Below are 13,367 nucleotides of genomic sequence, written 5' to 3' on the forward strand. Positions count from 1 at the left end.
AGATGGGGAAGATGGGGGAGATGGGGGAGAAAAACAGTTAATGTACATTAATTTTACTCCCCCGACTCCCCCGACTCCCCTGACTCCTGACTCCTGACTAATTATTTCCAATCATCCCAATTTTGGTTAAAAATCGAGGTGTCGGGGAAGGCTGTAGGATTGCCATTTTTCTCCAATAGCTGCTTGAGGAGTTGTAATCGGGGTTCGTTTAAAGGCAATTTTTCCACGAGTTGGTAAGGTGCAACACTATTTTTCAAAGCAAAAGCTGCTGTTGTTCCCGCTGCTGCACCTGCAGACCATTCAAAAGAATGAACCCTGTATGCTGCTGCAGCAATATGACTGGTTCCGATGCTTTTTCCACCTACGAGTAAGTTGTTGATTTTTTGGGGAATCATTGCTCTGAGTGCAATTTGGAAAGGATAAGCTTGTCCAGCACCGCGCCTTTCGCCTGCACGTTCTGTATTACCAGGCGCTTCTGGAGGGCTTTTGGTCATGCAAGGATGGAAGTCTATGGCGTAGTGACCGATACCTACAGCATCGGGGAAGATTGTGGAACGAGTCCGCCGCGCTACTTTGTCTGGACTTATCTGACCTGAAAGAACTGATGCTGCTTCTAAACCTCCTAATGCAGCTTTTAGGCGACGATACATATCTTGCGGTAATGTCTTTCGATAATACTCGTCATCGTAGTTACGACGAGAGATATCGATTTCCCAAATAGAAAAGCCTTCGGGTTGTCCCCAACTTGGGCGTCCAATGATGCGTCGTCCTTCTCGCATATAGGGGTGTTTTGACAAGCCATGCGCTGTTCCCATCGGTGAATCTAGCCCTGATAAAAAGCGGTGATTCGGTTCTGGCTGCTTGACACCATCTCCTAATTGAGAATCTGTATTCCCAGCAGTCAACCAGTAATAGTATCCCAGAGAGATTTCCTCTGCTTTGCGTAAGGCTTCTGTTCGCAGTCCGCCCATCCAGCCTCCTGATTTCAATTGCCCAGAGGCTTGTAATTGTTGACGAGTGTAAATCAGGTTATCGGCGGAGGTTCCTGGACGGTAATCATTGCCCCAAGTCCAGTTTTGCATTGAGATGTCTCCTGGTGTGGGAGCGCTAAATTTTATATTGCTAAATTCCATTGGTTGTCCTTTCGTAGGACTCCAAATACGACGGTAAGTAAAAACTAAGGGAAAGCTTGCCAGCCGCTTTAATTCATAGCTATAATAAGGGGAGTACTGTGGATAAGATGGGGGCATTTTTTGAGTTTGCGGATCTTTCGTAGCCTCCATTGCGAATGTGTAAGTAAAACCTTGAGTGCAAAAAGGATCGTTTTGAGCACTGGAAGAAGAAGGCTCCAAGTAAGAGCGAGCATCAATACCCAGGCGGTAGGGAACATCTGCCAGACCAATGATTTCCCCAGTTTCTGAAGTATCTACAACATACCAATTCGGAGCATTAGTACCAGCTTTACTTTTGGTTTGCTTGGGGACGAGGCGAACAATATTTTTGGTAAAGCGGGATGAGTTTTGGTAGGTATAAGCGTCTTCGATAGTTTGGGATAAGGGAAAAGTGTTGAGAGGTGGTGCGCCTTGGGCTGGTTGATGTTGGATGGCGATCGCACTACTAATGAGCGAACCGTCGCTACTATATTCGAGTTCCTTAATAACGGTGTTTGGGAACCATTGCAACTTTCCTTTGCCTTTTTTTTCAGCATCTTTGAGCATCGAAGTCAAAACTTCATGACCATCGCGGGGAAGGAAGCAAGAGTCACTGACCCAGCAGTCACCAGGGTTAATATTACCACGGTATGTGCTCTGAATGCGCTTTCGTAATTCTAAGTAACCACGAGAGTAGAAGAGTTTGCGACGTTGGGTTGGGCGTTCATCAAGTGCGGAAGTTCCTTGTGAAGAGATTTGTCCTCCCAGCCAATCAGTGATTTCGGTCAGACAGACTGTTTGTCCTGCTAGTATTGCTTCATAAGCTGTGGCTACACCAGATAATCCTCCACCGACAACTAGAATGTCACAATTAACTGTTTTGTCAGGTGTTCTAGGTGGTGCTGCGGTAACAGCGTATGGTGCGAGAAAAGAGAAAAAAGTCAGTATAGATAGCGATCGCTTCATTCTTAACAAGATCCGTTCAACTCCTACATTAGCTTTGAGAACATTTGAGAAAATGCTCTGGCGACTTTCTTTAGGCGACAAGACAAATAATAAAACCTGCTTTAGCAGGTTTTCATACGTTTCATACCCGTACCCTAGGGACGCATACGGACGTCTCATTTGACAAGTCGCGTATCGCTTTTGCCAGTTACTATAGCAGCAATTCAAGACGCTACTATATGTAAAAATGTTCTTTACTGAAGTTCTTTAAACGATAGTCGAGCGATTGGTGCTTTTGGATCTTGACTCGCAAAAGCGCAATATGCTTTTGGATTCACTGTTCCATAGTTTTTGAGGAAATTCAAACAACTGGAGTGATCGCCAAAGGTAGCTACGTAAACGACAAATAAATTCTTGTCAACCAGATTTGGATAATCTGGTATCCAAAACACACCTGTTTGAGAATAACCTGTCGCCTGCAAAGTTTTCGTTTGCTTGACAGCATTTTGTAAATTAGGGAAGGTAGAGTCGGCGACGAAATGAAATGAACTCGGCAAAGCAGTGCTGTCTATATTTGTTTGTTTCTTGGTTTGCTCTATTTGAGAATTAGTCGTTATAGAATTTGTCATTAACCCAGATGAAACTTTGTGACTATACGCAGTTTGGTGCCGAAAGTTCGTTAATAAAAGACCAATAATTATAGATGTACCGATTAATGTACCTGTCATGAAAAGACTGCCAATAAATACACCGTTTTGTTTTGTATTTTGAACAGCATATTTGAGACTTTTAGGAATAGTTTGGGAGGTTGATGTCGTTGATTTTGCCATTTTTGAGCGAAGAGAATTTGCAACTCTTTGTAGAGCGTATGCCATTGCTCTTGCACTTGAATAGCGTTCTTTGATATTATTCCGAATTGCTTTATCCAGCACTGCTACTAAACTCGGACTGACTGCATCCCGCTGCCAAATACTTTCACCAGTGTAGGGATCTGTTGTCATATGTTGCGGTAATTGTCCTGTCAGTAAATAAATAGCTGTTAATCCTAAACTATATATATCACTGGCAAAAACTGGACGCCCAGCCGCTTGTTCATTAGGCATAAACCCTGGTGTACCAACAATAATTGAACTGCTAACAGTTCCTTGCACATTCATTACTGTCGCCATTGTTTCTCGCACTGCACCAAAATCAATTAACACTGGTTTTCCATCTGATGAGCGCAGAATAATATTATCTGGTTTAATATCGCGGTGGATGATACCTTTATCATGGATATCTTCCAAGATATCTAACAAACTGAGCAGAATAGAAACAACTTCATTCTCGCTGAAAGTTCCACTTGTTTGAACTTTCTGAAAGAGGGTTTGTCCGTCAATCCATTCTTGTACTAAGTAGAATTGTTCAAACTTTTGAAAGTAAGCGTACAGAGTGGGAATTTGATGACTAGTTCCTCCCAATTCTTCTAAAATGATTGCTTCCCGTTGAAATCGTTTTTGTATCAGTTCATAAACTAGAAGATTATCCTCGTTCACTGGTTTAAGTTGTTTAATCACACAACGGCGTCTCGAAGGCATTTGAGTATCTTCTGCTAAGAATGTGTCACAAAAACCGCCAGAACTCAGTACGCTGAGAATGTGATAACGCTCGCTTAATAATGCTGGTATTGTTGTTTTTTCTTGACTCATATTCGTCTATATGCGCTCTGTTTTGATTAAAAAAATAAGTATGGTAATTGTCACAAAAAAAACTGAGCCACAATGAACTTGTTTTCTCTTCAACTCAAGGTCGTCAAGCGCCCTATGCTCTTGACATGCCAAGAGAATAGGGCGCAAAACGTATAGTAGCTCGGTTTTCTGTCTGTGTGCGTACAATCGCAATTTCTACAAATCCAGTGATTTTTAAAGTATTAATCGTTACTTACATTTTTTTAATGTTTGAGTTGAAGATAATTTGATTTTCATTGAAAGTTACCTATAACAATTCTATTTTATGTCTGAAAATGAAAAGACTAAAATTCTCGACTTCGTCAAAGTTGTCAGGAATCTTGTTTTTACAGATGATTTAGGACTGCTGTATAGCAGAATATCACAATCAGTTGGCCTGTTCGATAAGCTGTGAAAGTTCATGTCAAACCAAGTGTTTAAATTGATAATAGATGTTTGTAAAATCCTTTTCTAACAAAAAAAGTAAGATAAGTAAGAAAGGTAAGAAAGGTAGGAAAAATCATAAAAAGTTCTATATCTTCCTGTCAAAATTATTTTAGTGTAGAGTAATGAAAGTGAATTGTCATGGCTTTCGGTGAGGTCACTAAAAATGATCTCATACCATGTTGGATTTTAGATTTTAGATTGTGAAAGAGTTACTGGTAATCGCTTCTAGCGCTCCATCTGTCGCAATCATTTTTCACGCTTGGTATCAATTCTAAATTCTTCTGCAAAAATTTAGTGGTCTGAAATTTAATACATAGTAAACAAAGCACCAAAAAGTAACATTTTATGAATCATCTTGCTTGAGGTTAACCTAATGCTTCAGGAAGATTTTGTTATCAGTAGCAGCTACGACTCGCGCCTTGTCGGGCTTTCGATTGTGATTTCCGTCTTAGCTTCATACACAGCTCTTGATTTGGCTGGGCGAGTCACAGCAGCGAAAGCACCAGCGAGATTTGCTTGGTTGATTGGCGGCGGAATCGTCATGGGAATTGGTATTTGGTCGATGCACTTTGTTGCTATGCTTGCCTTCAGTTTGCCTATGCCGATGTCCTATGATATGTGGACTGTGCTAGTGTCAATGCTGCCTGCGATGATTGCCTCTGTTGGAGCACTTTTTCTCGCCAGTCGCCGAGTGTTGAGTCTCCAGCAATTGCTTATTGGCGGTACTCTCATGGGTATTGGCATTGCGTCTATGCATTATATTGGAATGTACGCAATGTTGATAGATGCAACGATTGAGTATAATTATGTACTAGTAATCATTTCTGTGGCGATCGCCATCGGTGCGTCAATCGTCGCACTATGGATTGCATTCCAGCTACGGACACAGACTAGCACAATCATCGGCTGGACAAAGATTGGCAGTGCATTCGTCATGGGAGGAGCAATTGCTGGAATGCACTACACAGGGATAGCGGCGGCTCATTTTAAGGCGGTTCACTCACGAGCAATAATGACTCCCCAGGCGATGACAAATTCACTAACGTGGCTTGCTGTTTGTATCGGTATTGCTACTGTTGTCATCTTGAGTTTTGCGTTGCTGACTTCATTTGTTGATCAGCGTTTGACAGCCTCTGCGAAGCTTTTGGAACAGCAAGAAGTCGAAGTCATGCTTTCAGTGCTGTTTACAGAAATTACCTTACGGATTCGGCGATCGCTTAAATTAGAAGATGTTCTCAACACAACTGTCAAAGAAGTTCGTCAAGCATTAACAGCAGATCGTGTTGTGATCTATCGCTTCAATTCTGATTGGAGTGGGACTATCATCGCTGAGTCAGTAGCAGAGAGTTTAGTCAAAAGTTTAGGACAAACAGTTAATCACCCTTTTCCAGAAGATTACATTGAAATGTATAAAAATGGTAGAGTCCGAGCAACTAGCAATATTTACAAAGCGGGCTTTGCAGATTGTCATAGGAAGATTCTAGAAGATTTTCAAATCAAGGCAAATTTAGTTGCACCGATTTTAAAGAATCATCAGCTGACGGGGTTATTATGTGCTCATCAATGCTTTGAACCTCGAAAATGGCAAAAGTCTGAAATTGATTTATTTAGACAATTAGCGATTCAAGTTGGGATAGCTTTAGAGCAAGCGAATCTTTTAGACGAACTTCAACAAGCGCAAAAAGTTCTGCGGCTTCGTGATCGGGCGATCGCAGCAGTGAGTAATGCCATTTTTATAAGCGATCCACATCAACCAGATAATCCGATCATCTTTTGCAATCCGGCTTTTGAAACAATCACAGGTTATTCACAAGAAGATGTGCTTGGGTGTAACTACCGCTTTTTACTCGGAACCGACACAAACCAAACAACTGTTGAACAAGTAAACAACGGTATGCGTGATTCAGGTGATGAATCTCAGGTGATCGTCAAAAGCTACCGCAAAGATGGTACTCTATTTTGGTGTGAATTAACAGTTTCTCCAGTGCGAGACGCATTTGGACGAGTCACAAACTTTATTGGCGTGTTATCTGACATTACTTTACGCAAGCAGGCTGAAGAACAAGTCAAACGTAGTAAAGAAGTTCTCCAAAGGCAACTTCTGGAACTGATTGATGATATCAAAGACGCAAATCATGCTGATTTAACGGTTCGAGCTAAAATTTCAGCCGGTGAAATTGGTATCCTGGCTGATTTTTTAAATACCATTATTGACAGCCTTCAACGAATTGTGACTCAAGTCAAAACAGTTGCGAACCAAGTGAATGTTTCTATCAAGGAAAACTCCAGTGCTATTGAACAAGTCGCAGATGAAGTGCTCACACAAGTTGATGAGATCACTCACATCCTTGAGAATATAGATAATATGACTCTCTCAATCCAAACGGTGACAGAGAATGCTCGCCAAGCTGCAGGAGCGGTTCATATCACTTGTGACGCAGCACAAGCAGCAGATACAGCAATGGATTTTACGATCAATACTATAGAGAGTTTACAACAAATCGTTGCCGAAACGGCTAACACAGTGAAGTCTGTGGGCGAAACTTCTCAAAAAATTTCCTCCCTTGCATCCTTGATGAAGCAAATCGATAGACAAGCCAACTTGTTAGTCATCAATGCTGGTGTTGAGGCTGCGTGGATGGGTGATGCAAGTCGAGCTTTTATCTTAGTCGCAGAAGAAATTGCTCAATTGGTTGCGAAGTCTGCTGAAGTGACTAAAGAGATTGAACAAATTTTCGACAACATCCAATCACAAACAACTGAAGTCATCAAAGCGATTGAACAAGGAACAATTAAGATGGTAAATGGAGCAAATGTTGTTGAAGATGCCAAGCTTTACCTCAGGCAAATTCTAGAGATGTCTCGTCAGATTGATGACTTAGTGCAGTTAATTTTTACAGCAACAATTTCTGAGACACAAACATCTCAAATAGTTGTCTCGTCGATGAAAGAGATTGCTCAAGCTTTTGAACAAACTGCTGATTCGTCTCGTATGGTGTCTCATTCTCTACAAGAAACACGAGAAGTCGCGCTGCAATTGCAAGATTCTGTCGGTGTCTTCAAAACAGAAGTGAGCGCTTGACGCTCTTAACTAAGACGTTTGACAGGACGGTGTTTTTTCCACATCCGGTTAAAAGTCAGATCTTAGTTCGCCGACTTGTACTAGGGACTTCTTAATCCAATCTGCCAAGCGAATTGAAAGTGCAACAATTGTCAGGGTAGGGTTAGCATATCCTCCTGTAGGGAAAACGGAGCTACCTGCTATGAATAAGTTAGAGATGCCATGAACTTGGCAATTCTCATCAACAACTCCCTGTTTGGGGTCAATATGCATTCGGGTTGTTCCCATATGATGGGCAGTACCCGCAGGTGTAACAAGTTTAGGAAGACCTTCTTTCTGTTCTATTCTAAATTCACCTAACCCAGAACAAGCAAGTTCTTGAGCGATGATTTCTTGAGAACGTCGAATTTTGAGGGCATTGTCAGTATCCCACCGCCAGTGAAGTTCTAGCTTTTGACAGCCGAGTGCGTCTCGTTCTTTGCTCAACACAACTCGATTGGCAGGATTGGGCACTTGCTCCACTTGATGAACAACCTCGAAGACTTTAAACCTTTGTTGGTTATTTGGCAATTCTGACCATCCGCCTCTGTGGAATCCATGCAGCAAGGACTGATTTTTAGTAGCAGCCAGGTAACTGGCAAGCATCACGTAATCAATACCACCGATGATATTGACAAACTCTTTGCCAGAAAGCTGTGGGAGTTTGCCATGAATAAGGGGTTCAGCCACAGCTTTGAATGACTCAATTGCCTTGAGTTGTCGCTGACTAGGACGTGGAAACAGAACAGCGCTCATATTGACTAACTGCTCACGCTGCATAACCTCTTTCGAGAGCTTGAGATAGCCTAACACTGGAACATCGTTCACACGACGTAGATCGTACAGAGCCATTTTGTTAAATAAGTCGGGATCAGCAGGGATAAAATCGCCACCATTGACTAAGGGATGATCCATAAAAAATCTGCCGACAAGATCATGTTCGTTACCCAAGCCAGCCGTTTGCTGACGATTGGACATCAACAACAGACGCGGATTTTCTAGCCCACCCTGGGCTAGTATAAACACCTTGGCAGCTATCCAAAACTGCTTTCCCTGTAAAGAAGCAACCCGCAGACGAGTTGCCGTTTTAACAGACTCATTGGTTTCAATCTCAACTGCGTTGAGGTTGAGGTAAACAGTGATATTATCAGCTAACTCAAGCTCTTGCCGATACTCCTGGTTGAATATATCACCAGGCCCAAACTGGAACATTGCACTCAGCAGTTGGTTTTCATTCAGGGGAAACCGCTTCGCCTGTTTGTCCTCCCATGTATCAGGATCATAAGCAAATGAACCTGCTTGACAAACTGATTGAGCACGTTTGTAGAACGGCTCCAAGTGCGATCGCCCAAAAGGCCAACCACTGTAGGGTACCTCTGCTCGCTTCTCAAAATCAATTTCGTCTAAAGGGACATACCGCACACCCTTGCGCCCTTTGCCAATCTTAATTGACCAAAGGTTTGAATTGCCGCCAAACCTTCGACACCGGATATCTGTAAGTGACAAAAACGGATCTCCAACGGTTAATCCCTCAGAAAGCGCTTGAGTTTGTGGATCAAACTCAAGTCCGCCACTCTCCACAAGGCAAACTTTTGTTTTATGTCCAATAAATTCACGGGCTAGGGTGATTCCAGCCGCGCCTGAACCAACAATACAAACTTCAGTTTCAATAACTAGGTCTTTTGAGATTAAACGAGCGTCTTTGAGCATATCAGTGAAAATTTTAGCTAGGGTGATTTTACCTTATAATAATTTTGTCAATGCGTAACTCCTAGTTGATTCCCTCAACTAAGAATTCCACGGCTTCAAGTCGTGGCAGTGTCAACACAAAACTTTATGAAAGCACTCAAGGCACTGACTACGACATTAATTAGTATTGGAGCTATGCTGGTTAGTTTACCAGCTAAGGCAGAATTGCCACCCCAAACAGTGATTAATGGAGTCTATGCTGGAATTCAACACATTCATGGCTACCAAGCGACACCACGATTAGTTTGGGGAGTTGCTCGTGGTTACCGCAGTAGTTGCGGACCTATTTATGGTAGCCAATATTGCACACGCAACCACACTGTCTACATCACCAGTACAGATATTAGGATGGCATACCAGCACGGAGATGCTGCCTTAGCTTATATAGTTGGTCATGAATATGCTCATGCGATGCAAACTGTATATGGATTTCAACCTAGTGTCACGCCCATATCAGAACTTCAAGCAGATTGTTTGGCAGGAGTTTATTTGGGTTTGATTCCTAATATCACTTTTGATAAGCGGGATATTTTAGAGATTGCAACCCTCGCTCATCGAATTGGAGATTATGAATGGGGCAATGAGCATCATCATGGCACACCAGAGCAACGTGTTCAAGCTGTTGTTCAAGGTTTACGGGGTGCAGCTAATGGAAGTGGTGTGCGTGCTTGTCGTGTTCGGAGAATGTAGAGGGTAAGCAATTCACGCATTCAAACTTCAAAATTCAATCTGGAACAAAACTAGTGACAGCACACAATCTGACTTTTTGGAAGTTAAGAAGGAGATCATCTTGTTTTTCAGCCAATACGTTCCAGAAATTCTCCTTCGCAGTGGGGAACATTTAGTATTAGTTGCGATCGCAATGGTGATAGCTGTCTCCATTGGCATTCCTTTAGGCATTCTCATCACTCGCCAACCGAAACTCACTCAACCCATTCTCGGTTTAGCTAATGCCATCCAAACTATTCCCAGTTTAGCGATTTTTGGCTTCCTGATTTCTGTCCCATTGCTGGGAGGAATTGGCAAAGTTCCTGCGATTGTTGCTTTGACTCTTTACGCTTTGCTTCCGCTGATTCGCAATACTTATATTGGTATTACCAGCGTTGATCCAGCGATTCGAGAAGCGGGAAGAGGAATGGGGATGACTGATTGGGAATTGCTGTTTCAGGTAGAAATTCCTCTTGCTTTAGGCGTGATTTTGGCAGGAGTCAGGGTTGCAACGGTTATTTCTGTGGGAATTGCTACCATTGCGGCGGCGATTGGCGGCGGAGGTTTGGGGGTGTTTATTTTTCGAGGGATTTCTACGGTTAACAATCAATTGATTCTCTCAGGCGCAATACCTGCGGCTTTCATCGCGTTAGCAGCCGATTTTTTCTTTGGATGGTTAGAAAAACGACTGACTCAGCAAAGAGAAAAAGCGCTAAAAGTTAATCGCACATTTGCCATTGCTTTGAGCATATTAACATTACTCATCGTGGGATTCATTGCCTTTAACTATTGGCAAACACCACCAAAAATTGTGATTGGATCAAAAAATTTCACAGAACAAGTTATTCTCGGAGAATTACTGGCTCAACAAATTGAATCTCATACAAAATTAAGAGTTGATAGACGCTTAAATTTAGGGGGAACTTTTATCTGTCATGAAGCTGTCAAAGCAGGGCAAATTGCTGGTTATGTAGAATACACAGGAACGAGTTTGACATCTGTCTTAAAACAGAAACCTATTAGTAACCCTCAAGTTGTCTATGAAAAGGTTAAACAAGACTACAACCAAAAATTTAAATTAGAAGTCATGCAACCTTTGGGATTTAATAACACCTTTGCTATGATTATCCGGGGTGAAGATGCCAAACGGTGGCAAATTAAAACTCTTTCCGAAGCTGCTCAATATACACCTCAAATGCAAGCAGGATTTGGTTATGAATTTCTGGAACGAGAAGATGGTTATCCAGGCTTAGCTAAGACTTATGGCTTAAAATTTACCAAACCTCCCCGACAAATGGAGTTAGGCTTGATGTATCAAGCCTTAAAAGATAAGAAAGTAGATTTGATCGCAGCCAATTCTACAGATGGTTTGATTCCTGTTTTGAATTTAGTCATTTTAGAAGATGACAAGCAATATTTTCCACCTTATGAAGCTGTTCCTGTTTTCAATCAAGCTACACTGAAAAAATATCCAGAGTTACGAGAAGCCATCAGTCAATTGGCTGGTTTAATTTCAACTGAAGAAATGCAAAAAATGAATTATCAAGTGGACAATCAATCTCGTCCTGTTGAACAAGTTGTCCATGAGTTTATCCAATCTAAATCTAAACTATCATTCCAGTCTGAAGGAAAACTATAATTCTCTCTTCATCTGCTCGAATAACCAATTGGAAATAGCGTCTTATCTTGCGTAAACATAATTCCCTATTTTGCTCTTTTTTTTTGCCAATCAATTCTCTTAAAGTCTGCAAACCTCAATACAATTCGACGCCTTTTAATTTTGAATTTTGAATGAGCGAATTTTGAATTGAGATTACCACCCCATTGTTCCTGGACTACCTTTAAATGGACCAACAATATCAGAGGTAATCCATCCGCCGTAGAAATCACCAGGTTGAGGCGTAACTAGCTGATCATTTACATAGCAAGCATCCATTAAACTAGGGTAAAAAGCATAATATTCTTGAATCGACACAAAACCAGGCGTTGGCTCAAAATATCGCCAAGCAGCATGATTGATATACTTATCACCCACAGATACATCATAATATTGACACCTGCCTTTCCATTCACACCAAGTTTTTTTAGGGGTTTCTATTAGATGTTCTAGTTTAATGTCTTCAGAGGGAATATAATAAACAGGAGGATGACTCGTTTCTATGACTCTTTTAGGTTTACTGGTTTGTGCCAAAACAATACCATTACAAATGACCCGAATTGATTTGTTACTATCTTCTAAACGAGCAGGACGAGGATAATCCCAAACTGATTCTTGACCGGGTTGTGGTGGGATAGGATTAGGTCTCATACTCAGTTATCTCCTGATTTAACAATCTTGAGGTGATTTTGCTTTCGCTTAGCGTGGGAAGCGATGGCGATCGCCATCTTTCATGTTTTTTACTTCCATGTTTTTGAAATTACCATATTTTTGATAGTTTGGATCTATGGCAATACGGTTGGTGATAAACACGCTTAACAGAAACCCGGTAACTTCTTCTGCGAAACCGGGTTTCTCTGAGTAACAATTACGTTAACCGAATTGTATTAAGATCTATGAGAAAAGTTATTGAGCTTGGCAAAGAATTAACCCAAACCATTTTTGGGAATCTGTCCAAGTCTTCAAAGGTTTAAGTCCTTGTGCTTCAAGTTGTTTTTGGATGATTGCTAAGTCGAACTTGCGAGAAATTTCGGTGAGAATGCTTTCTCCAGCTTGAAAGGAAACTTTGAAATTGAGGATATCTAAAGATACCCAATGATTTTCTTGGCAATGGAGATACATTTCAATTTGATTCTCAGCTTCATTATAAATTGCTTGATGAGTGAAGAAATTGAGATTGAAATCTCCTTGAAAACGCCAATTTAAATGAGAGAGCATATTCAAATTAAAAGCAGCTGTTACTCCCTGACTGTCATTATAGGCTGCTTCTAAAATTTCTTTGGCTTTTTGCAAATCAATACCGAGTAGAAAGTAATCTCCTGGCTTTAAAGCGTGAGCAATTTGGCTAAAGAAACGGTTTGATTCCTGTAGGGTAAAATTTCCTATAGAACTTCCCAGAAAAAAAATCATTCGCGTTTGGGAAGAGTTCGATTTGAGATGTGCTAAGGCTTGTTCGTAAGTTCCTAGTAATCCCTGAATGGAAAAATCAGGATATTCTTGTTGTAGCTGTAGCACGCTGGTTTTGAGAATTCCGCCACTGATATCAATGGGTATATATCGACTGGAATCTGCAATTTTTTGATAAGTATCCAACAAAATACGAGTCTTGGTGGAACTTCCGCTACCTAATTCTACTAGTTCACAACTGCCTGTGATTTGAGCAATTTCATCAGCGTATTGACTCAAAATCCAGGCTTCTGTTCGTGTTGGATAATATTCGGGTAACTGACAGATTTGTTCAAAGAGTTTAGAGCCATTTTCATCATAAAAATATTTGGGTGGTAAACTTTTTGGGTTTTGGCTTAATCCTTGAATGACATCTTCACCATCATTGTTTAACTCTTGATAGTGAGTATCAAGAATTATCAAAGGTTTGATTAGCATGGTCTAATTTCTTCTATTTT

8 protein-coding genes are annotated in these 13,367 nt (G+C 41.2%); 3 read left to right on the forward strand and 5 right to left on the reverse strand.

The window, feature by feature from the left end; genetic code table 11:
- Positions 1-101: 101 nt before the first annotated feature.
- Both DP117_RS15745 and DP117_RS15750 read right to left on the reverse strand, forming a co-directional pair.
- Positions 102-2,117: an FAD-dependent oxidoreductase gene (locus DP117_RS15745; RefSeq protein WP_169219264.1), complete on the reverse strand. Its 2,016-nt coding sequence runs from the start codon at positions 2,115-2,117 to the stop codon at positions 102-104.
- 233 nt (positions 2,118-2,350) lie between these two features.
- The gene (locus tag DP117_RS15750) at positions 2,351-3,784 is read right to left on the reverse strand and encodes a serine/threonine-protein kinase (RefSeq protein WP_169219242.1); all 1,434 of its coding nucleotides are present in this window, start codon (positions 3,782-3,784) and stop codon (positions 2,351-2,353) included.
- 838 nt (positions 3,785-4,622) lie between these two features.
- On the opposite strand from DP117_RS15750, the gene DP117_RS15755 reads away from it, so the two are divergent.
- A complete protein-coding gene (locus tag DP117_RS15755) occupies positions 4,623-7,331 on the forward strand; it encodes an MHYT domain-containing protein (RefSeq protein WP_169219243.1) in 2,709 nt (902 codons plus the stop codon).
- A 48-nt stretch (positions 7,332-7,379) separates the two neighbouring features.
- On the opposite strand, the gene DP117_RS15760 is transcribed toward DP117_RS15755, so the two are convergent.
- Complete coding sequence (locus DP117_RS15760; RefSeq protein WP_169219244.1) at positions 7,380-9,059, reverse strand: GMC family oxidoreductase; 1,680 nt, start codon at positions 9,057-9,059, stop codon at positions 7,380-7,382.
- A gap of 126 nt (positions 9,060-9,185) precedes the next feature.
- Between DP117_RS15760 and DP117_RS15765 the strand changes: the two genes are divergently transcribed.
- A complete protein-coding gene (locus tag DP117_RS15765; RefSeq protein ID WP_169219245.1) occupies positions 9,186-9,788 on the forward strand; it encodes a neutral zinc metallopeptidase in 603 nt (200 codons plus the stop codon).
- Between the two features lie 100 nt (positions 9,789-9,888).
- Positions 9,889-11,445 (forward strand): glycine betaine ABC transporter substrate-binding protein, encoded by a 1,557-nt coding sequence (locus tag DP117_RS15770; protein ID WP_169219246.1) that lies wholly within the window; start codon positions 9,889-9,891, stop codon positions 11,443-11,445.
- Between the two features lie 174 nt (positions 11,446-11,619).
- On the opposite strand, the gene DP117_RS15775 is transcribed toward DP117_RS15770, so the two are convergent.
- Entirely contained in the window at positions 11,620-12,114 is a 495-nt protein-coding gene (locus DP117_RS15775; protein WP_169219247.1) for a DUF427 domain-containing protein, read from the reverse strand.
- Positions 12,115-12,369: 255 nt separating this feature from the next.
- Positions 12,370-13,347: an L-histidine N(alpha)-methyltransferase gene (gene egtD / locus DP117_RS15780; protein ID WP_169219248.1), complete on the reverse strand. Its 978-nt coding sequence runs from the start codon at positions 13,345-13,347 to the stop codon at positions 12,370-12,372.
- Between the last annotated feature and the right edge of the window lie 20 nt (positions 13,348-13,367).

It is taken from the genome of Brasilonema sp. UFV-L1, assembly GCF_012912105.1.
Classification (GTDB): Bacteria; Cyanobacteriota; Cyanobacteriia; order Cyanobacteriales; family Nostocaceae; genus Brasilonema.

Bases quoted from the DNA above. Each gene is read 5' to 3' on its own strand.
- DP117_RS15765 (WP_169219245.1), top strand. From the start codon at position 9,186: ATGAAAGCACTCAAGGCACTGACTACGACATTAATTAGTATTGGAGCT.
- DP117_RS15745 (WP_169219264.1), bottom strand. From the start codon at position 2,117: ATGAAGCGATCGCTATCTATACTGACTTTTTTCTCTTTTCTCGCACCA.
- egtD (WP_169219248.1), bottom strand. From the start codon at position 13,347: ATGCTAATCAAACCTTTGATAATTCTTGATACTCACTATCAAGAGTTA.
- DP117_RS15775 (WP_169219247.1), bottom strand. From the start codon at position 12,114: ATGAGACCTAATCCTATCCCACCACAACCCGGTCAAGAATCAGTTTGG.
- DP117_RS15755 (WP_169219243.1), top strand. From the start codon at position 4,623: ATGCTTCAGGAAGATTTTGTTATCAGTAGCAGCTACGACTCGCGCCTT.
- DP117_RS15760 (WP_169219244.1), bottom strand. From the start codon at position 9,059: ATGCTCAAAGACGCTCGTTTAATCTCAAAAGACCTAGTTATTGAAACT.
- DP117_RS15750 (WP_169219242.1), bottom strand. From the start codon at position 3,784: ATGAGTCAAGAAAAAACAACAATACCAGCATTATTAAGCGAGCGTTAT.